The following is a 20,678-nucleotide window of genomic DNA, read 5'->3' as shown; positions in this document are numbered from 1 at the left end:
ATGACGCGGCCGATCCTCGACAACCGGGCGGCGCGTCGGCTGTTTCTGCACCGCCACCTGCTGGGTGACACACCGGCTGGCCCCGGGAAGGGGGCGGACCTCATGGGGGTCATCCGCAAACTGGGCTTCGTGCAGATCGACAGCGTCAACACCGTCGAACGCGCACATCACATGATCCTGTTTGCCCGACGGCCCGCGTATCGCCCGCGGGCGCTGCATCGGCTGATCGAAAAGGACCGGCTGCTGTTCGAACACTGGACGCACGATGCCTCGGTCATTCCGGCGGAATTCTATCGCTATTGGCACCTTCGCTTCGATCGACAGCGCGCCCGCCTGGCCGAGAAATGGCGCAACTGGCAGGGCGAGGCCTATCTGGACGAAATCGACCGGGTGCTGGCGCTTGTCGACGCGCAGGGCCCCGTCAAGTCTTCCGAGCTGATCGGCGAGGAGCACAGGGGGCAGTCGGGTGGCTGGTGGAACTGGCATCCGTCGAAGGCCGCGCTTGAGTTTCTGTGGCACACCGGGCAGCTGACAATTTCGGCACGTCAGGGATTTCAGAAATTATACGATATTCCGAACAAGTGCTACGCAGAGGCCTCTGACCTGCCCTGTTCGACGCCGGATGAGGCCATCGACTGGTTCTGCACGCAGGCGCTGACCCGGCTGGGGTTCGCGACGAGCGGCGAGATCGCGGCCTTCTGGGCCAACGTGACCCCGGCCGAGGCGAAGGACTGGGTGACGCGCGCACTGTCCGACGGCCGGATCGAGGAGATCGACGTCATCGGCGTCGATGGCAAGGCGCGCAAATCGGTGGCCTTTCCGGGCGTGGTCGAAGAGGCCTCCGCCCTGCCCCCGCCCCCGTCGCGCGTTCGCATCCTGTCGCCCTTCGACCCGGCCCTGCGTGACCGCAAGCGGGCCGAGCGGCTGTTCGGTTTCTTCTATCGCATTGAAATCTTTGTCCCCGCACCGCAGCGACAGTATGGGTACTATGTCTTTCCGATCCTTGAGGGCGACAGCGTGATCGGGCGGATCGACATGAAGGCCGACCGGGCGGCGGATGTGTTGGACGTGACCAAGCTGTGGCTTGAGCCGGGGGTCAAACCGGCCAAGGGACGGCTGCAAAAGCTCGAGGCTGAACTGGGTCGGATGGCCAAGTTCGCTGGAGTCTCCGACGTGCAGATCGCGTCTGACTGGATACAGTAAAGCGCCGCCCCGGGGGACGGCGCTTTGCTCATTTCAGAAATGACAGATCAGCAGGCCGCGACGGCCCGGCCTGTCATCACCTTGACCAGATGGGCGCGGTATTCAGCCGACCCATGCAGGTCCGAGATCATGTCGTCCGCAGGCACCGTCAGGTTTGAGATCGCATCGGCCGAGAAGTTGGCCGCAAGCGCCTCTTCGGCCTCTTTCCAGCGGAAGACGCCATCGTTCGATGCGCCGGTCACACCGACGCCGACACGGTCGCCGTATTTCGCCACGAACACCCCGGTCAGCGGGAAGCGCGACGCGGGCTGTTCGAACTTCTGGTAGTTCGAGGCCACCGGGATCGGGAAGCGAACCTCAGTCACGATCTCGCCCTCGTCGAGCGCGGTTGCGAACATGCCCTGAAAGAAGTCGTCCGCCGCGATCTCGCGGGCGTTGGTGACGATCGTCGCCTGGCAGGCCATGGCCGCCGCCGGGTAGCAGGCCGAGGGATCGTTGTTCGCGATCGACCCGCCGATGGTGCCGCGGTTGCGGACCGCCGGGTCGCCGATCTTCGCCACCAGCCCCGACAGGCCGGGGAAGGAGGACGCGGTTTCGCGTGCGACGGTGGCGTGGTTGGTCGCGCCCTTGATCGACAGGGTGCCGCCGCTGTCCGAGATACCGACCAGATCCGCGATGCCCAGCAGGCTGACCAACTTGGACGGCTGGTTCAGGCGCTGTTTCATCGTCGGGATCAGGGTCTGCCCGCCCGACAGCGGCTGCGCGTCCTCATCGGCAAGCGCCGCCAGGGCCTCGTCCAAGGTAGAGGGCTTGACGAATTCGAAATTGTACATCTTTTCAACTCCCTGTGCTGGGGGTCGCCGCCCCTTTCGGGGCAGCGTAGATCATTTGTTCATGGCCTGCCAGACACGCGAAGGCGTGAGCGGCATGTCGATATGTGCAATGTCGTGGCCATTGCGGTTCAGCGCGTCGAGAACGGCATTGACCAGCGCAGGCGGCGAGCCGATTGCCCCGGCCTCGCCACAGCCCTTCACGCCAAGCGGATTGTGCGTGCAGGGCGTCTGGCAGGAATGGTCGACCGTGATCATCGGCAGGTCGGCCGCGCGGGGCATGGCGTAGTCCATGTAGGAGGCCGACAGAAGCTGGCCATCCTCGTCATACGCACAGTTTTCCAGCATCGCCTGTCCGATCCCCTGCCCGACGCCGCCATGCACCTGGCCTTCGACGATCATCGGGTTCACCACGTTGCCGAAATCGTCGGCGGCAGTGAAGTTCAGCACGTCGATCTTGCCGGTGTCGGGGTCGACCTCGACCTCGCAGATGTAGGTACCGGCGGGATAGGTGAAGTTGGACGGATCGTAGAAGGCCGTTTCTTCAAGCCCCGGTTCAAGGTCTTCCAGCGGGTAGTTGTGCGGCACATAGGCGGCCAGCGTCACGTCCCCCCAGGCAAGCGACTTGTCGGTGCCCGCGACGGTGAACTGCCCGTCCTTGAGCTCGATATCGCTGTCCGAGGCTTCCATGATGTGGGCGGCGATCTTCTTGGCCTTGTTGATCACCTTTTCGGCGGCGCGCACCATGGCCGACCCGCCGACCGCGAGCGATCGCGAGCCGTAGGTGCCCATGCCCATGGGGGTGTTTGCGGTGTCGCCGTGCACGATTTCCACCTGGTCCGCACCGATGCCGATCATGTCGGCGATCACCTGCGGGAAGGTGGTTTCATGCCCCTGCCCGTGGCTGTGCGATCCGGTCATCACCACGATGCCGCCGGTCGCATTGACCCGGACGGTCGCGGATTCGTATAGGCCCGCGCGGGCGCCCAGCTGGCCGACAAGGTTCGACGGCGCGATGCCGCAGGCCTCGATATAGTTGGCCACACCAAAGCCGCGCAGCTTGCCGCGGGACTTGGAGTCGGCCGCGCGGGCTTCGAAACCGGCGGCGTCGGCCAGATCAAGCGCCTTGTCCAGCGTGGCGTCGTAGTTGCCGGTGTCGTATTCCACCGCCACCGGGGTGGCATAGGGGAACTGGTCGGGCTTGATGAAGTTCTGACGGCGCAGATCCACCGGGCTGACCTTGAGCTCGCGCGCGGCCTGGTCGATCAGACGTTCCAGTTGATAGGTGGCCTCGGGCCGACCGGCGCCGCGATAGGCATCGACCGGCACCGTGTTGGTGAAGACGGCCTTCACGTTCACGTAGATCACCGGCGTGCGGTAGTTCCCGGCCATCAGCGTGCCGTGCAGCCAGGTCGGCACCGAGGGCGCGAAGGTCGACAGGTAGGCGCCCATGTTCGCGTAGGTTTCGGTGCGGATTGCGGTGAAATTGTTGTCCGCGTCCAGCGCCAGTTCGATCTTGGTCACATGGTCGCGGCCGTGGGCATCGGACATGAAGGCCTCGGACCGGGTCGAGGTCCATTTGACCGGGCGCTTCAGCTGTTTGGCGGCGAAGGTGCAGAAGGCCTCTTCGGCGTAATGGAAGATCTTGGTGCCGAAACCGCCGCCCACATCCGGGGCCACGACGCGCAGCTTGTGTTCGGGGATGCCAAGGACGAAGGCACCCATCAGCAGGCGGATCACATGCGGGTTCTGCGACGTCGTATAAAGCGTCGACATGCCGTCATGCGCGGTGAAATCGCCAACGGCCACGCGCGGCTCCATCGGGTTGGCGACAAGGCGGTTGTTCTTCAACTCAAGCGTGGTGACATGCGCGGCCTTGGCAAAGGCGTCCTCCACGGCGGCCTTGTTTTCCTCGACGAAGCCCCAGTCGTAGCAGAGGTTCGAGGTCAGGTCGTCGTGCACCTTGACCGAAGCATCAGCGACGGCCTTTTTCATGTCGATGACGGCAGGCAGTTCGGTCAGATCCAGTTCGATCGCCTCGGCCGCATCGCGCGCCTGTTCGACCGTATCCGCCACGACGGCGGCGACGATTTCCCCGACATGCCGGATCTTGCCTTCGGCCAGGATCGGGTGCTTGGGTTCCTGCATGGGCTGGCCATGCTTGTCGGTCACCTGCCAGCCGCAGGGCAGACCACCGACACCGTCGAAATCCTTGGCGGTGAAGATGCGGGCGACACCGGGCATGCTGTCTGCCGCCGAGGTGTCGATGCCGTTGATGGTGGCGTGGGCCACGTCGGCACGCAGGAAATGCACGTGCAGCTGTTTGGCCAGGTTGATGTCATCCGTGTACCGGCCCGTACCGGTCAGGAAACGAATGTCTTCGCGCCGCTTTGTGCTGGCGCCGATGCCGTCCTTGGGCATGGTTTTCCTCCCTTGGGTGCGGTGCCCTCCTCCGACACCGCTGAAAAGTCACGCGGCGCACCTCTGCGCCGGGATCGTACTCTTGACCGGTGGCCGCGTTACTCGGCGGCCACTGCCGGGACCTCCTGGCCCGAAGCGGCCATGATGGCCTTCACGATGTTGTGGTACCCGGTGCAGCGGCAGATGTTGCCCTGCAGGTGTTCGCGGATCTCGGCCTCGCTCGGCTTGGCGTTCGTTTCCAGCAGCGACACCGCGGCCATCACCATGCCGGGGGTGCAGAACCCGCACTGAAGCCCGTGGTGATCCTGAAACGCCTGCTGCACCTTGTTGAGCGTTCCATCCGCGTTGGCCTGCCCTTCGATCGTCGCGACCTCGGCCCCGTCGGCTTCGGCGGCGAACATGGTGCAGGATTTGACCTGCTTGCCGTCGACGTGGACAGTGCAGGCGCCGCATTGGCTGGTGTCACAGCCGATGTGGGTGCCGGTCAGGCCAAGTTCCTCGCGCAGGAAAGTCGACAGGAGCGTGCGCCCCTCGGCCTCTCCGGACATGGTCTTGCCGTTGACCGTCATTGAGATTTTCATGAGTTCCTCCCGGTGCTTGCTTTGGGTTGCTGGCGTAAGGGGTCAGCTGGTCAGACGTTTGAACCAGCCCTGTTTCGGCTGGTCTTCCGGCCCCTCGTCCGCGTCGTCTTCGGCCTTGGGGCCTTCGACGGCATTGGCGAAATTTTCAAAGAACTGGTCGGCCATCTTCTTGGCAAAACCGTCGATGATGCGGCTGCCCAGCTGGGCCAGCTTGCCGCCCACCTTGGCCTCGACCTCATAATGCAGGCGGGTGCCGCCGTCGATCTGCTCAAGCCGCACGTCCGCGCCGCCCTTGGCAAACCCGGCCGCACCGCCCTTGCCTTCGCCCGACAGGGTCAGGCTTTCGGGGGCGTTCATGTTCGACAGGGTCACCTGACCCTTGAAGGTCGCCTTCACCGGGCCGACCTTCTGCACGACGGTCGCCTCGAAGCCGTCTTCGGGGGTGCCGGTCAGCTCCTGACAGCCGGGGACGCACTGCTGCAGAACCTCGGGCGAAAGCAGCGCGGCGAACACGGTGTCACGGTCGGCAGAGATGTCGCGGGAATCAGAGAGTTGCATTCCAGTCCTTCCTTTTCATGCCAGAGTAACGAGTGTTCCCGCCCCTGCAAATGGAAACGCCGTGAAGTTTTCCCATCGGGCCACCCCGGGCCCGACAGGGCGGGGCTGCAAAATTTCGCACGGCCGCCTTTTTGCGCTGCCTCAGGTCTGTTCGCGACCAGAGCGACCGAATGCGACCAAAGCCCGCATGAATGCGGCATCAATGTCATTGCGCGTTCCGAGAATCAGCCGTATAGCGGTCAGCGGGACACCCTTCCCCAACGAAGGGCGTATGACTGGAAGGTTACTACCTATGGCGAACAACGCACCGGCATCGCGGCCGGCAAACCCGCGATTCTCCTCTGGCCCCTGTGCCAAGATCCCCACATTCGAATTGTCGAAGCTGTCCGATGCCGCGCTTGGCCGGTCGCACCGCGCTGCCGTCGGCAAGGACAAGCTGAAGGCCGCGATCGAAGAGACGCGCGACATCCTCGGCGTGCCTGCGGACTACAAGATCGGCATCGTGCCCGCGTCCGACACCGGCGCGGTCGAAATGGCGATGTGGTCCCTGCTGGGCGCCCGCAAGGCGACGATGGTCGCCTGGGAAAGCTTTGGCTCGGGCTGGGTTTCGGACGTGGTCAAGCAGCTGAAGATCGACGCCGAGGTCCGCGAGGCGGGCTATGGCGAGATCGTCGATCTGACCACCATCGACTTCAACACCGACGTCGTCTTCACCTGGAACGGCACCACCTCTGGCGTGCGCGTGCCGAACGGCGATGCGATCCCGGCGGACCGCGAAGGCCTGACCATCTGCGACGCGACCTCGGCCGCGTTTGCGCAGGACCTGCCGTGGGACAAGCTCGATGTCACGACCTTCTCCTGGCAGAAGGTGATGGGCGGCGAAGCGGCGCATGGGATGATTATCCTGTCGCCCCGCGCGGTCGAACGGCTTGAGACCTACACCCCCGCCTGGCCGATGCCCAAGATCTTCCGCATGACCAAGGGCGGCAAGCTGATCGAGGGCATCTTCAAGGGTGAAACGATCAACACGCCCTCGATGCTGGCGGTCGAGGATTACCTCGTCGCGCTGGATTGGGCGCGGGCGGTTGGCGGGCTGAAGGGCCTGCAGGACCGCGCCAATGCCAACGCCAAGGTCATCTGGGATTTCTGCGAGGCGAACGACTGGATCGCGAACCTTGCCGTGGATCCGGCGACGCGGTCGAACACCTCGGTCTGCCTGAAGTTCACGGACGACCGGATCCAGGATGGTGCCACCTTTGCCAAGGCCGTGGCCAAGCGGCTGGAGAAGGAAGGTGTCGCGCTGGACATCGGTGCCTATCGGGATGCCCCCGCCGGTCTGCGGATCTGGTGCGGCGCCACGGTCGAGACCTCGGATATCGAGGCGCTGATGCCCTGGCTGGCATGGGCCTTTGAAGCCGAGATCGAAGCACAGACCCAGGCTGCCTGAGGCCACGGCGGGATACATCCCGCCCTGCCCCTGACACATCGCGTAGGGCGGGGTTCACCCCGCCTTCCCCCGACGACCCATTCAAGGAGCGCCACAATGGCCCCCAAAGTACTCGTATCCGACAAGCTTAGCGAAACCGCCGTCCAGATCTTCCGCGATCGCGGCATCGACGTCGACTTCATGCCGGACCTCGGCAAGGACAAGGACAAGCTGGCCGAGATCATCGGCAACTACGATGGCCTTGCCATCCGGTCCAACACCAAGGTCACCCCGTCCCTGCTGGAAAAGGCCGACCGCCTGAAGGTCGTCGGCCGCGCCGGCATCGGCACCGACAACGTCGACAAGGACGCCGCGTCGAAGAAGGGCGTGATCGTCATGAACACCCCCTTCGGCAACATGATCACCACCGCCGAACACGCCATTGCGCTGATGTTCGCTGTGGCGCGCCAGATCCCCGAGGCCTCGGCCTCGACCCATGCGGGCAAGTGGGAGAAGTCGAAGTTCATGGGTGTCGAGCTGACCGGCAAGACCCTGGGCGTCATCGGCGCCGGCAACATCGGCGGCATCGTCTGTGACCGCGCCCGTGGCCTGAAGATGAAGGTCGTGGCCTACGACCCGTACCTGAGCGAGGAAAAGGCCGCCAAGATGGGTGTCGAGAAGGTCGAACTGGACGACCTGCTGGCGCGCGCCGATTTCATCACCCTGCACGTGCCGCTGACCGACGCGACCCGGAACATCCTGTCGAAGGAAAACCTGGCCAAGACCAAGAAAGGCGTGCGGATCATCAACTGTGCCCGTGGCGGCCTGGTGGACGAAGCGGCGTTGGCAGAAATGCTGCAATCCGGCCATGTCGCCGGCGCGGCCTTCGACGTCTTCAGCGAAGAACCGGCGAAAGAGAACGTCCTGTTCAACCTGCCGAACGTCGTCTGCACCCCGCACCTGGGCGCCTCGACCACCGAAGCGCAGGAAAACGTCGCCCTTCAGGTGGCCGAGCAGATGTCGAACTACCTGATCGACGGCGCAGTGGAAAACGCGCTGAACATGCCCTCGATGACCGCCGAGGAAGCCAAGGTCATGGGCCCCTGGGTCAAGCTGGCCGGCCACCTGGGCGCCTTCATCGGCCAGATGACGGACGAGCCGATCAAGGCGATCAACATCCTCTATGACGGTGTCGTCGCCGACATGAACCTGGCCGCGCTGAACTGTTCGGTGATCGCCGGGATCATGAAGCGGGCCAACCCCGACGTGAACCTCGTGTCCGCGCCGGTCGTGGCGAAGGAACGTGGCATCCAGATCTCGACCACCAACCAAGACAAGTCGGGCGCCTTCGAAGGCTACATCAAGGTGACCGTGGTGACCGACAAGCGCGAGCGGTCGGTGGCGGGCACCGTGTTCAGCGACGGCAAGCCGCGGTTCATCCAGATCAAGGGCATCAACGTCGACGCCGAGGTCGGGCCGCACATGCTTTACACCACCAACGAGGACGTGCCGGGCATCATCGGCACGCTCGGTTCCACGCTTGGCAAGGGCGGCGCGAACATCGCGAACTTTACCCTGGGCCGTGCCAATGCCGGGGGCGAGGCGATCGCGCTTCTCTACCTCGATGAGGCCCCCGCGCCCGCGATCCTGAAGGAACTGGAGGGCACCGGCCTTTTCCGCCAGATCAAGCCGCTGGTGTTTGACATCGCCTGATCGGATCCTACCGATCGAAAGATTTAACGCCGCCCGGACCGTCCGGGCGGCGTTTTCCGTATCGCCAAGGTGCGTTGGATCAGGCGGCGGCCCGTGACCTACTGGTGAGGACCACCACCAGAAACAGCAGCATCGACAAGATCGTCAGGACCGAACCGATCTTGGCAAGTCCTTCGCCCGCGCCGGTGACCGCCTGAACGATACCCGGCACGATGGTGATCACGCCCAGCACCGCGACACCGGCCTGCACCTTGGCCAGGATGCCCTGGGCTGCCGTCGGCACGAGGTGATAGTAGGCCCCGAAAAGCGCCAGGCTGACCCAACCCAGCAGGTTCAGGTGGGCATGTGCGGGCGACAGGCTGTGGTCGCCGCTGGCCGACATCTGGATGCCCCAGGCCATGCCGATCAGGGCTGAAATGATTGCGGCGATCCAGAGGATCAGGGGAAGTCCCTTCATCTGCGTGTCTCCTTCATCCTGCCAGCGGCGGGCCGGTAAAGCGCATCTTCACCTGCGCGGCCGCTTGGACGACCGCATCCATGTCATCGGGAATGCGGCAGTTCTGACGGGCCATTTCGTAGAAGAAGGCTTCGAACCCGCCGGGCGTCAGGATCACCAGATGTCGGCACGGGACATCACCGATGATCCGGAAGGTGTGTTCCGTGCCGCGCGGGATGAAAACGGTCTCGCCCGCGCTGCGCGTGAACTGGTCACCGTCCAACCAGAATTCGCATGTTCCGGTGAGGATGACGAAGGCCTCGTCTTCGGCGTCGTGCACATGGCGCGGCGGCCCGGAATTGACCGGAGAGATACTGTCGACAATGCTCATGGCACCGCCCGTATCCCGGGCGGACAAGATCGTGTGATAGTGTGTTCGGCCCCAATCAACGGCGGCCGGGTCTAGATCAAACATCGCGGCACCCTCCTCGAGTGGTAAAAAATGATAACCGTATCAAAACGTTAAACTGTGAGATCGTTACGTCCGGCATGGTGGCACGACGTCGGGCATTGGTTAAATCGATTGATCGTATGGGAAGAATTTGCGTGAAGAATTTATCCGGCTTCGACCTCAACCTGCTGAAAGTCCTCGATGCGCTGCTGCGCGAAGGGTCCACCGTGCGGGCCGGCCAGCGTGTGGGCCTGTCGCAACCGGCCGTGTCCGCCGCGCTATCCCGTCTGCGTCACGCCCTGAACGATCCGCTGTTCGTGCGGGCCGGACGGGGGATCGTCCCGACCGATTTCGCCCGCAGCCTAGAACTGCCGCTCAGGGACATCCTGGACGGCATCAACACGATCCTCGACGGCCCGCATGACTTCGATCCCGGCGCGGCCGAACTGACCTTCAAGATTTCCGGCAGCGACTTCTTCGCCGAAATGCTGATGCCCAAACTTGCCGACCATCTGGACCGGGTGGCGCCTGGGGTGCGGGTGCAACTGGTTGACCTGGTGCCGGACAATTACGTCGACACGATCGAACGGTACATGGTCGACATGGCGCTTATCCCCGGCATGGACTTCCCCGACTGGGTCGATCACCGGATCATTTTCCGGTCGGCGTTCATCGCCATCGCCCGCAAGGGACACCCGGCCCTTGCCGCGGCCGGCATCGAAGATGGCGATCCCATGCCGATCGACCTGTTCTGCGACCTGCCCCACGTCCTGTTCTCTCCCGAGGGGAACCTGTCGGCCATGGGGGACGCGGCCCTGGCCAAGCTTGGCCGCAAGCGCCATGTCGCAATGACCCTGCCCGTCTTTTCCGGCGTGTACCGGGCCGTCGCCGGTAGTGACCTCATCGCGCTCCTGCCGACGCAGTTGGCCCGCCACGTCAAGGATCGCGTCGGGCTGACCTGTCACGCGCCGCCGATGCCCGTGCCCAAGGCGCAGATCTGTATCGTCTGGCACAAGCGTTCGACCAATTCGCCTCCGCACCGCTGGCTGCGAGAACAGATCGCCGGGATCATGGCCCCGCTCGACACCTGACGGCCCGGGCCACTGGACAGCGGCGCGGTCGCGGCCCATCAACGGCGGGAAGGAGATTTCCATGACGATTTATGCGGTTGGCGACATTCACGGGCATCGCGCGCAGCTGGATGCCGTGATCGACCGGATCGAGGCCGACGGCGGCGCCGACGCGCAGGTGGTCTTTCTGGGCGACTACGTCGATCGCGGGCCGGACAGTTGCGGCGTGCTGGACCGGCTGATCGCGGGGCAGCGCGACGGGCGGCGCTGGACCTGCCTGACCGGCAATCACGATCGGATGTTCCACGACTTTCTGACCGAGGGCACCGTTGACTTCGACGAGGTGAAAAGCGGCCTGCCCTGGACCGATCGTCGGCTGGGCGGGCTGGCCACGCTGGCCAGCTATGGCGTCGATGCGTCGCCCGCGCGCGCCGTGTCCGAGCTTTGGGCCGAGGCGCGCGAGGCCGTACCGCAGGCGCACCGGGCGTTCCTGCGGGACCTGCCGCTCTATCACGATCAGGATGGGCTGCTGTTCGTGCACGCCGGCATCCGACCGGGCGTCGCACTGTCCGATCAGGTGACGCGCGACCTGATCTGGATCCGCGACGATTTCCTTTTGCACCGCGACCCCTTCGACTGGCTGGTGGTGCATGGCCACACGGCCGTGGACAGCGCCGAACACAGGGGCAATCGCGTCAACCTGGACGGCGGGGCGGGCCATGGCCGCGCGCTGCGGGTTGCGGGCTTTGATGGCCGCGAGGTGTTCGAGCTTACGGATCAGGGTCGCCGCCCCATGCCACCGGGGGATTGGGGCACCTTTCCGGGCTGACCCCATAACCTGGCGTTTCAGGGCGCAATTATATTGCGAAGGCACTGCCGCCCGCGTTGCATATGCCAGTGGTTCAGGGCAAAACTCGGCGCAACTGCGCCCGGGGATGCTGCCCGGCGCCCGAACGGGAGGTTTTTCATGGAAGATATCGTCATTCTCAGTGGTGCGCGCACCGCCATCGGCACCTTTGGTGGCAGCCTTGCGGCCATCCCGCCGATCGAACTGGGCACCACGGTCGCCAAGGCCGCGCTGGACCGTGCGGGCGTTGAAGGTGGCCAGATCGGCCATGTGGTCTATGGCAACGTGATCAACACCGAACCGAAGGACATGTACCTGAGCCGCGTCGCCTCGATGCAGGCGGGTGTGCCCGAGACGACGCCGGCGATGAACGTGAACCGCCTGTGCGGGTCCGGCGCGCAGGCCATCGTGTCGGTGGTCCAGTCGCTGATGCTGGGCGATGCGGACTTCGGCCTGGCGGGCGGCGCGGAATGCATGTCCCGCTCGCCCTTCATCGTGCCGGACCAGAGATGGGGCGCCAAGATGGGCGATGTCCGCACGCTGGACATGATGCTGGGCGCGCTGAACTGCCCCTTCGGCACCGGCCACATGGGCGTGACGGCGGAAAACGTGTCGGACGAACATGATGTCAGCCGCGAGGCGCAGGATGCCTTCGCGCTGGAGAGCCAAAAACGGGCAGCCGCGGCGATCGAGGCCGGATACTTCAAGGACCAGATCGTACCGGTCACGGTCAAGGTGAAGCGTCAGGAGGTCGCCTTCGACACCGACGAGCACGTGAAGGCGAACACCACGCTGGAAGGCCTGGCGGGTCTGCGCCCGGCGTTCAAGAAGGACGGTTCGGTCACCGCCGGCAATGCGTCGGGCATCAACGACGGCGCGGCGGCGCTGGTGCTGGCGCGGGCCTCGGCAGCGGAAAAGGCCGGGCTGAAACCGCGTGCGCGCGTACTGGGCTATGCCCACGCCGGCGTGCGCCCCGAGGTCATGGGCATCGGTCCGATCCCGGCGGTCGAGATGCTGCTGAAGCGGACCGGACTGTCGGTCGAGGATTTCGACGTCATCGAATCGAACGAGGCCTTCGCGGCGCAGGCACTGGCTGTGAACGCGGGCCTGGGTCTCGATGCGGCCAAGGTGAACCCGAACGGCGGCGCCATCGCACTGGGCCATCCGGTCGGGGCGACCGGTGCCATCGTGACGGTGAAGGCGCTGTATGAGCTTGAGCGTATCGGCGGCTCCAAGGCGCTGATCACCATGTGCATCGGCGGCGGTCAGGGCATCGCGCTGGCCATCGAACGGATCTGATCGGGCCACAGGGCTGATCATGGCGGGCGTCCCTCGGGGCGCCCGTTGTCGTTGGTGCCTGCCCGACAGGTCACCCGTGGACCTTGCCGAGCCGTCGGGCCAGCGTGGCGCCCCTACTCCAGCACCACCTCGACCCGGGCGGACCGCCCGGCCCCATCGATCACCGACAGTTCGGTAAAGCCGCGCCCCAGCCCGTCCAGCAGTACTTCGCGCCCGCGTTCGGCGGTGCGGACCGGATGACCATTGGCCAGCCAGGTGAAGGGGGCCACGCCATCGCGCACCTTGGCAGGCAGGGCCGCGCCGACGGCCAGCACCGCGCCGTCCGGCGGGAAGGCGACCTGCGGGCGATCCGTGTCGTCCAGGCCCGTGCGCGACCGGAAGCGTTTCAGCGGCTCGGGCAGCAGAGCCGCGCCGACCAGAAGGGTTTCGGGCGGCGGTGGCGGCGGGGCGTCGAGCGTGGGTTTCAGGCGGCCGAAGGCCTCGAACAGGACGGGGGCGGCCAGGTCGCCGCCGAAGGCGCCGGGCACGGGCGTGCCGTCGGGCCGGCCCATCCACACGCCGATCACATGCGCCCCGTCGAACCCGATCGCCCAGGCGTCGCGGTGGCCATAGCTGGTGCCGGTCTTGTAGGCGAGCCGGTTGGCCGGCGCACCGGGTGGCGGGGCCAGACCGGCAAGGATGTGCCCGACCTGCCAGGCCGAGGCGCGCGACATCAGGCGCGGCTGGTCCAGGTGCTCCTGCGCCCGCCAGTGCAGGGGACGGGTCATCCCCCCATTGGCCAGGCTTGCGTACAGCTGGGTCAGATCCGTCAACGTCATGCCCAGCCCGCCAAGGGCGACGGCAAGGCCGGGCGTGCCGGTCAGATCGGGCTGCGTGCCCGCGCGGCGCAGGGCGGCCATCAGGTTCTGCGGGCCGATCGCCTCGGTCAATTGCACGGCCGGCAGGTTCAGCGACAGGCGCAGGGCATCGGCCACGCGGACTTCACCTCGGAAATGGCCGTCGAAATTCTGCGGTGCGTAGCCGTCGAAGTCCATCGGCCGGTCGGCGATCAGCGTTTCGGGGTGGGCCAGGCCCTGGTCGAACGCGAGCCCGTAGATCAGCGGCTTCAGCGTCGATCCGGGTGACCGCAGGGCCTGCGTCATGTCGACGAACCCCTGCCCCCGGTCCGTCATGCCGCCGGACCCGACCGAGGCCAGGATCTCTCCGCTTCGGTGATCCGCGGCAACGATGGCGACGGAAATGCGGTCGGACCGGCCGCGCAGGGTGCGCCGCGCCAGATCCTCAAGCTGCGCCTGCAGGGTGGCGTCCAGCGTCAGGGTCTGGGTCGGGGCATCCGGCGCCGCGTGCAGGGCACGGTCGGTCAGATGCGGCGCGAGCGCCGGGAAGGCCCGGCGGGTACGTGGCGCAGTATCGGTGGCTGCCACCCGGGCCTCGGCCTCTGTCAGCACGCCCTGGCGGATCATCCGGATCAGCACGCGATCCCGGGCGGCGCGTGCCTCGATCGGGTGCCGGTCGGGGCGTCGGGCTTCGGGCGACTGCGGCAGGGCAACCAGCAGCGCGGCCTCGGCCGGGGTCAGGCGGCGCGGCTCCTTGCCGAAATACGACAGGGTCGCGGCACGCAGGCCTTCAAGGTTGCCGCCCATGGGCGCGAGGTGAAGATAGAGATCGAGGATCTGCGCCTTGTCCAGCTGACGCTCCAGCGCCAGCGCGACCCTGATCTGCCGCAGCTTGCCCCGCCACGCGCCCGTGCCTGAAGCTTCCAGCAGGCGGGCGGTCTGCATGGTCAGCGTCGAGCCGCCAGAGGTGATGCGGCCCGCGCGAAGCGATGTCCAGGCCGCACGCGCCATGGCCCGCAGGTCGACACCCGAATGCGTCAGGAACCGCTGGTCTTCGTAAGCGAAGAGCATCCGGAGGTAGAGGGGGTCGATAGCCGACCCCGTGTGCCCGGAGCCCGGTTTGTCGTGCACAGGGCATGGACCAGCCCGAGTTGCCGCAGTCGGGCGGGATGCGCGGTCACCGTCGCGCGGGGCGTCGGAATGCGTCGTGGCCGGATGCGCCGCGTCACAGCCGGTCGCGACACCGGACACCCGCAGCCGCCAGCGCCCGTCCGCCACCGTGTAGACCCGCAACAGGTCGCCGTTGCGGTCCCGCACCTCGGCCGAAGTCTCAAGCAGGAGCGGCGGCAGATCGGTGCGGTCAATCCACAGATCCACCCGGTCCCGGGCCAGCGCCCCGGCCCAGAGGGCCAGAGCCAGGATCAGCAGCGCGCGAGTCATTCGGCGATCGTCACCCGACCCGCATCGGTCCGCGCCCGGTAGCGCGGGCGGTACATGTCTTCGACCGTGGCGGCGGGGTGGTGATAGCTGCCCGGGGTGATCGCGCGGACGATATAGGCCAGCTGGAAGGGCTTGTCCGACCGCCAGTCGATCGCCGTCAGGAACCGGTCCGACCGGAATTCGCTGTGCTCGCCCTCGACCGGGTTCAGCCAGTCCAGCGCGCGGATGTCGCCGGCGCGGATCAGGTTGGGGTTGTCGATCTCGAACCCGGCGGGCAGCGGATCGTCCACCATCAGCCGCGCGCCGGTCTTTTCGAACGGCTGGACGGTCAGCACCGTGACCAGACGGGTGCCCTGCGCCACCTGCGCCGGATCCACCGGGTCACCGTCGGTGGTGTAGTATTCCCGGGTGATGGCATAGCCGTATCCCCCGGCCTCGACCGGCGTGGCGGGCACGCCGAGGGTCGTCAGGGTGATGTCGGTGGCCTCTGTCCCCTCGTTGCGGATCGCCATGGGGGTGAAGGCCTGCGCTTCGGTCCGCCGCACGAAGGGGCCCGACACGGGCGCACCGTCAAGCGACAGGTTGGCGGCGACCGGATCGTCGATCAGCGCCTTGGCGGCCAGCAGGGTCCAGGCGCTTTCCTGCGTCGACATCGGGCCGTCACGGCTGACCACCCGGGCGATCAGCGCCTGCCGGTCGATCGCGGTCGACCCAGCCTCGACCGCCAGAGACAGGACGGCCGCGGTGTCGCGCAAGTCGGTGCCATAGTCGGTGCGGAAGGTCCGCGCCTCGGGCGTTTCGTGCTGGCGGGTCAGGGCCTTTCCGGCGATGGCAAACATCGCATCGGCCCGGGTCTGGTCGCCGTACATCGCCAGCGCCGCGCCCAGCTGCGCCGCCGCCAGCGGGGTGGCAAAGTCATCGCCCTTCACATCGGCATAGTAGCGCAGATCGCCCATGTTTGCCGCGCCTTCGCGGGACAGCACCATCAGGGCATAGGCCAGGTCCTCTCCTCCGCCATTGGTCGAGGCGTCGAAATCGGGGGCATAGTTCACCCGGTTGCGCAGGTTGTCGACGGCCATGCGGAAGGCAAGCGGATTGACGTCGTGCCCTTCGGCCTTGGCGCGCGACAGGAAGTCGGTGACATAGGCGTCCAGCCAGAAATCCCCGGACTGGGCCCGCCAGAGCCCGAAGGCCCCGTTGGTCGCCTGCCGCGTCAGGATGCGGTCGACCGCCTGTTCGATCCGGTCTTCGACCTGTCCGGGCATCGCCAGTCCCATGGCCTCGGCCACCGACGACAGGTACAGCAGCGGCATCGCCTTTGAGGTGACCTGTTCCGTGCAGCCGTAGGGATAGCTGTTGAGCGTCGCCAGAAGCTCGGGCGCGTCGATGCGGGCCAGCGGCCCGGCCGAGACGATGGCCTCTCCGGTGCCGGCCACGAGGTTTGCAAAAACGTTGCGATCCAGGGTGAAGGTATCGCCTGCGGCGAGGGTAAACCGCTGCGTCGTCGCGACTTCGGGGTCATTGACGCGCACGGGCATGGTCAGCCGTTTGGTCAGCTGCCGCCCGGCCGGTGTCGTCAGGGCGACCGTGATCGTATGATCGCCAACCTCGGTCGCGGTGAAGGGAATGCGAAGAGTTTCCGTCGCCTTGTCGGCCAGATCGATGCCCGAGGGCACGGCACCGGTCAGGGTCACGCCATCGGCCACCACGTCCAGCCCCATGCGGCCGGTCGGACCTGTCGCATGCACGATTTCAAGCAGCAGCGACGACTGATCCCCGGGCTGCAGGAAGCGCGGCAGCGATGCGGTCACGACGACGGGGTCGCGGACCAGCACGTCGGCCTCGGCCGCGCCGACGCCTGTGTCAGTCCAGGCGATGGCCATCAGGCGCACGGTGCCATTGAATTCGGGCATGTCGAAGCTGACCTGCGCGGTGCCATCGGCGGCGACCTGAAGCGGCCCGGTGAAATAGGCGACAAGCTTTTCGGTCGGCGGGGGCGATTGCAACCCCGCGCTGCCCGCCGCATCGCCGCCCGACCGCACCCGGCCAAGCGCGCCCTGCGTGCTGTCGATCAGCCGCCCGTAAAGATCGCGGATATCCATCCCAAGCCGCTGTTGGCCAAAGTAGTGCCCCTGCGGATCGGGCGTCTCGAACCCGGTCAGGTTGAGGATGCCCAGATCGACAGCGGCCACGGTCACGTAGGCCTGCTCGCCTCCGGTGATGCCATCGACCTGCACGGTGGCCTTGAGCGGTCCGCGCGGGTCAGAGGCCTCGGGCGTCTCGATCCGGACATCCAGCGCCTTGTCGCCGGGGCTGACGCTGGCATGGCTCAGGCCCAGGGACCGCGCGGGCATCTGCCCCGCCGCCGCATCCATCGGCCGCATGACCGAGGCGGTGACATAAGCACCGGTGCCCCAGTCGTCAGTGACGGGCAGGTCGATCACGGTCTCGCCCTCTGCAACCTCGACCGCCTTCATGTCGATCAGACGGTTCGACACGACGGTGATCAGCGCGGTGCCGGCATGGCGGGGGACGATGCGCAGGCGGGCGGTGTCCCCGGCGCGGTATTCGGCGGCATCGAGCGACAGCTCCAACATGTCGGGCGTCGTGGTCGCGTCGGCGGGGGCGAACCAGCCTGCGGTGAAATCGGTGCTTGAGGCGACGTAGCTGCCGTCGGTGCGTTCGACGACGATTTCATACTGGCCCCAGTCGGTCGGCGCCGCGACCTCGACCGGGTCGGCCCCGAGGGTGGCGGTGCCCGAGGCAACCTCGGACCGGGTGGTGTAGGGTTCCCAGTTCCAGCTGCCGTACTGGCGATACCACTGATACCGGGTGGTGACACGGTTGACCGTCCAGCGCACCTGCATCGGCTGCGGCGACAGGGCGGCGTCGAGGGCGATCAGCGAAAAGCGCGCGGTGTCCCCTTCGGCGAGGTCTCCGCCAAACAGGGGGCGGATGCCGATGGCCGGACCGTCTGGGCCCACCGTGCGGGTGATCTGCCGTTCGACAGGCCGGCCCGAGCCTTCCTTGACGCGGATCGTCGCGGTCAGGTCGAAGGGCGCGCCGATCGGGCTGTCGGGAAACTCGGGCGTCAGGGCAAGCTGGGCCGCCCCGGTCGCATCGGTGGTGCCGGAGACAAAGGTCGTTCGGGCAAATCGCGCTGCGTCGTGACGACCGAAAAGATAGCCAGGGAAGCTGTCGATCCGCCGCGCGGTGGTCAGGCGGACATCCCCTTCGACATCCAGATCGGCACCCGGCGCCCCGAACAGGTAGTCGGCCTGAACCGCCAGGTCCGGCAGGTTACCCGCCGCCAGCGGAGCTTCGGGCAGATCCAGCGCCACGTCGATGCGTTCGGGCAGGAAGTCTTCGACCAGCACCTTGGTTGTCGCCAGGGCGGGCGCGTCGAGATCGGCCTTGATGTCGACCCGCCAGCTGCCGCGGGGCACCGTCTGGCCAAGCGGCATGGCAAAGACATGCCCCCCCGCCGCGTCGCGGGTCGAGGTCATGCGGGCGTATTCCACCCCGTCGGGCCGGGTCAGGATTGCCGTCACCGGCAGACCGTCGATTGCCTTGGCCTGACCGTCACGGGCCAGCGCGGTCAGGTGAATGACCTCTCCGGCGCGATAGGCGCCCCGGTCGGTTGCAAGGAAAACGTCGATCGGCGGCGAAGGTTCGCGCCCCGCTACGCCCCGGTCGGACAGATCGAACGCCGGATCGGTCAGCGACAGGAAGGCCAGGTCGTCGCCTGCGCGGGCCGTGACCATGGCGGGGGCGGCACCGCCGGTGCCCCGGGTCAGACCGGCGTCGAAACGGACATAGCCCATGGCATCGGACCTGGCCGTGCCCAGAACGCGGTTGGCCTTGTTCAGTAGGGCGACCTCGACCCCATCCTTGGGCCGCGCATCGCCCAGCCCGCGCAGGAACACGTGCAGACCATCGCCGCCCTGCATGGTCGTCATGCCGATGTCGGTCAGGATGAACCACTGGGTCGCGGGGTCTGCCTCCTCGTGACCGGGGATCGCGGCGTTGAGCGCATAGGCCCCGGGCTCCATCCCAGCCAGCACGTCGCCAAGCGGCAGACGGGTGGTCATGGTGCGGTTCAGCTCTTCGCCCGTCTCGGCGGTCCCGGTCCAGACCTCCTCGGCCAGGGTGTCCGCGAAATTGCCGCGATCCCAGGTGTAGATGCGGTTGCCGAAATAGCCCTCCTGGATCGACCGCAGCAGGTTGCGGTCGGTCACGCGGTACAGCGTCAGGTCCAGCGCAGACAGGTTGACCGTCTCGATCGGCAGGGCCGCATCACCGGCCGCAGGCAGCACGTAGGCCCGACCGGGGAAGGTCACCATGGGCGACCGGTCGCGGACATAGGCGCGGATTTCCGTGTCCTTGGCCAGGGCCTCGCCGCTTGCCGACGGAAGGCCTTCGCGGAAGGTCACGGTGTAGCTTTCGCCGTGGGTCAGCCCGGTCACGCACAGACGATTGCCTGATGCCTCGACCGCCAGGCTGCGGTCGGGCAGCTTGACGTAATCGGCGTAATCGATCCCGGCCTTCACCAGATCTTCATTGAATTCGGCGCAGATACGGGGATCGGCAAGATCACTGTCGACCTCGTGTTCGCGGATGCGGAAGCCGTATTTCGCGATGGCGTCTTCCAACTGCGCGGTGATGTCTTCGCGCGGTTGCAGGCGATCGGCCAGCCGCAGCGCCGGGATCATGTCGCGGCCCCGGTCGTTCAGATCAAGCGCCTCGGCCATGGCGGTCAGGGCATTGACCCGCGCGGCGTCGGTCGCGGCGCGCAGGTAGGCGTTGGTCGCGGCATAAAGCGCGCGGCGGGTGTAGGTGTGCCGATTGCGGCTATCGTCCGGGGCCACGATCACCAGAAGCCGCGCGTAGTCGGCCCAGAGATCGGACGCATCCGAGGCCGCGACGGCACCGCCCGTCCAGCGCATCGCGTCAAGCATGTTGCCCTCGGCCCGGCGATCGCGCGCGGTCGCGGTCATCTGGTCCAGCCGGAACTGCCCGCCGGGGTGGATCCAGCCGATGTCCTTTGCCAGATCCCGCGCCCCCGAAAGGGTGGCGTCGCCCAGAAACCCGACCTCAGCCGCGCGGGTCGCCGCCAGCGTCCGCGCGGCGTCCCCGATGCGCAGCATCATGGCCGACTGCGCGCCGTCATAGGCGGTCGTGTCGGTCACGTTGGACTTGGGAAAACAGGAATTCGAGCGGGAATTGAAGGTGAAGGCCAGGCAGGCGCCATCGCTTTCGCAGGCCGTCCGGCAGGCCTCGAACGTGGTGTCGAACAACTGCCGCAGGTCGGGTCCGACGAAATCGCGATCCTGCGTCACGATGATCCGCGTGTCCGGCATGGGCGTCGTCTGGGCCTGTCCGGATTGGGCCTGTCCGGATTGGGCCTGCGCCATCGGTGCGGCAAGGGCAAAAAGGGTGGCAAGAACGGTGCTGAAACGGATCATGGAAATCTCCTCGGACGGGACTGCAGGGGCAGGCCGATCTGTCCCGAGGGTCGCACGGGGGTTTCGGGGGTTACAAGGATTCGGTCGGACAGGGCGGCTTTC

At 66.5% G+C, this 20,678-nt stretch carries 14 protein-coding genes; 6 read left to right on the top strand and 8 right to left on the bottom strand.

The window, feature by feature from the left end; translation table 11 throughout:
- Positions 1 to 1,203 carry a winged helix-turn-helix domain-containing protein gene (locus E4S58_RS01060; protein WP_136634476.1) on the top strand — a complete coding sequence of 401 codons (1,203 nt, stop codon included), beginning with the start codon at positions 1 to 3 and terminating at the stop codon, positions 1,201 to 1,203.
- Between the two features lie 47 nt (positions 1,204 to 1,250).
- Here E4S58_RS01060 and E4S58_RS01055 read toward each other — a convergent pair whose 3' ends face one another.
- From E4S58_RS01055 to E4S58_RS01040, 4 genes are all read right to left on the bottom strand, one after another.
- Positions 1,251 to 2,036 (bottom strand): FAD binding domain-containing protein, encoded by a 786-nt coding sequence (locus tag E4S58_RS01055; protein ID WP_136634475.1) that lies wholly within the window; start codon positions 2,034 to 2,036, stop codon positions 1,251 to 1,253.
- Positions 2,037 to 2,087: 51 nt separating this feature from the next.
- A complete protein-coding gene (locus tag E4S58_RS01050; RefSeq protein ID WP_136634474.1) occupies positions 2,088 to 4,454 on the bottom strand; it encodes a xanthine dehydrogenase family protein molybdopterin-binding subunit in 2,367 nt (788 codons plus the stop codon).
- Between the two features lie 98 nt (positions 4,455 to 4,552).
- Positions 4,553 to 5,035 carry a (2Fe-2S)-binding protein gene (locus E4S58_RS01045; RefSeq protein WP_136634473.1) on the bottom strand — a complete coding sequence of 161 codons (483 nt, stop codon included), beginning with the start codon at positions 5,033 to 5,035 and terminating at the stop codon, positions 4,553 to 4,555.
- Positions 5,036 to 5,077: 42 nt separating this feature from the next.
- Positions 5,078 to 5,593 (bottom strand): SRPBCC family protein, encoded by a 516-nt coding sequence (locus E4S58_RS01040; RefSeq protein ID WP_136634472.1) that lies wholly within the window; start codon positions 5,591 to 5,593, stop codon positions 5,078 to 5,080.
- Between the two features lie 292 nt (positions 5,594 to 5,885).
- On the opposite strand from E4S58_RS01040, the gene E4S58_RS01035 reads away from it, so the two are divergent.
- The gene (locus E4S58_RS01035) at positions 5,886 to 7,040 is read left to right on the top strand and encodes a phosphoserine transaminase (protein WP_136634471.1); all 1,155 of its coding nucleotides are present in this window, start codon (positions 5,886 to 5,888) and stop codon (positions 7,038 to 7,040) included.
- A 96-nt stretch (positions 7,041 to 7,136) separates the two neighbouring features.
- A complete protein-coding gene (serA, locus tag E4S58_RS01030; protein ID WP_136634470.1) occupies positions 7,137 to 8,732 on the top strand; it encodes a phosphoglycerate dehydrogenase in 1,596 nt (531 codons plus the stop codon).
- Positions 8,733 to 8,811: 79 nt separating this feature from the next.
- On the opposite strand, the gene E4S58_RS01025 is transcribed toward serA, so the two are convergent.
- Positions 8,812 to 9,189: a hypothetical protein gene (locus tag E4S58_RS01025; RefSeq protein WP_136634469.1), complete on the bottom strand. Its 378-nt coding sequence runs from the start codon at positions 9,187 to 9,189 to the stop codon at positions 8,812 to 8,814.
- A gap of 13 nt (positions 9,190 to 9,202) precedes the next feature.
- On the bottom strand, positions 9,203 to 9,559 hold the full coding sequence (locus E4S58_RS01020; RefSeq protein ID WP_240789425.1) for a cupin domain-containing protein: 357 nt from the start codon (positions 9,557 to 9,559) through the stop codon (positions 9,203 to 9,205).
- Between the two features lie 215 nt (positions 9,560 to 9,774).
- Between E4S58_RS01020 and E4S58_RS01015 the strand changes: the two genes are divergently transcribed.
- The 3 genes from E4S58_RS01015 (at position 9,775) to E4S58_RS01005 (ending at position 12,835) form a co-directional block, all read left to right on the top strand.
- Positions 9,775 to 10,710 carry a LysR family transcriptional regulator gene (locus tag E4S58_RS01015; protein ID WP_240789424.1) on the top strand — a complete coding sequence of 312 codons (936 nt, stop codon included), beginning with the start codon at positions 9,775 to 9,777 and terminating at the stop codon, positions 10,708 to 10,710.
- Positions 10,711 to 10,771: 61 nt separating this feature from the next.
- Complete coding sequence (locus tag E4S58_RS01010; RefSeq protein WP_136634466.1) at positions 10,772 to 11,518, top strand: metallophosphoesterase family protein; 747 nt, start codon at positions 10,772 to 10,774, stop codon at positions 11,516 to 11,518.
- A gap of 138 nt (positions 11,519 to 11,656) precedes the next feature.
- On the top strand, positions 11,657 to 12,835 hold the full coding sequence (locus tag E4S58_RS01005; protein WP_136634465.1) for an acetyl-CoA C-acyltransferase family protein: 1,179 nt from the start codon (positions 11,657 to 11,659) through the stop codon (positions 12,833 to 12,835).
- Positions 12,836 to 12,948: 113 nt separating this feature from the next.
- Here E4S58_RS01005 and pbpC read toward each other — a convergent pair whose 3' ends face one another.
- Together pbpC and E4S58_RS00995 are read right to left on the bottom strand one after the other, a co-directional pair.
- Positions 12,949 to 15,111 (bottom strand): penicillin-binding protein 1C, encoded by a 2,163-nt coding sequence (gene pbpC / locus E4S58_RS01000; RefSeq protein WP_136634464.1) that lies wholly within the window; start codon positions 15,109 to 15,111, stop codon positions 12,949 to 12,951.
- Entirely contained in the window at positions 15,108 to 20,576 is a 5,469-nt protein-coding gene (locus E4S58_RS00995; RefSeq protein ID WP_136634463.1) for an alpha-2-macroglobulin family protein, read from the bottom strand. Before E4S58_RS00995 ends, pbpC begins: the two co-directional genes overlap by 4 nt.
- Positions 20,577 to 20,678: the final 102 nt, after the last annotated feature.

This window comes from Pseudooceanicola onchidii, from assembly GCF_004959925.1.
GTDB lineage: Bacteria > Pseudomonadota > Alphaproteobacteria > Rhodobacterales > Rhodobacteraceae > Pseudooceanicola > Pseudooceanicola onchidii.
The sequence above is the reverse complement of the archived record's forward strand: the minus strand, read 5'-3'. Positions and strand labels throughout refer to the sequence as shown.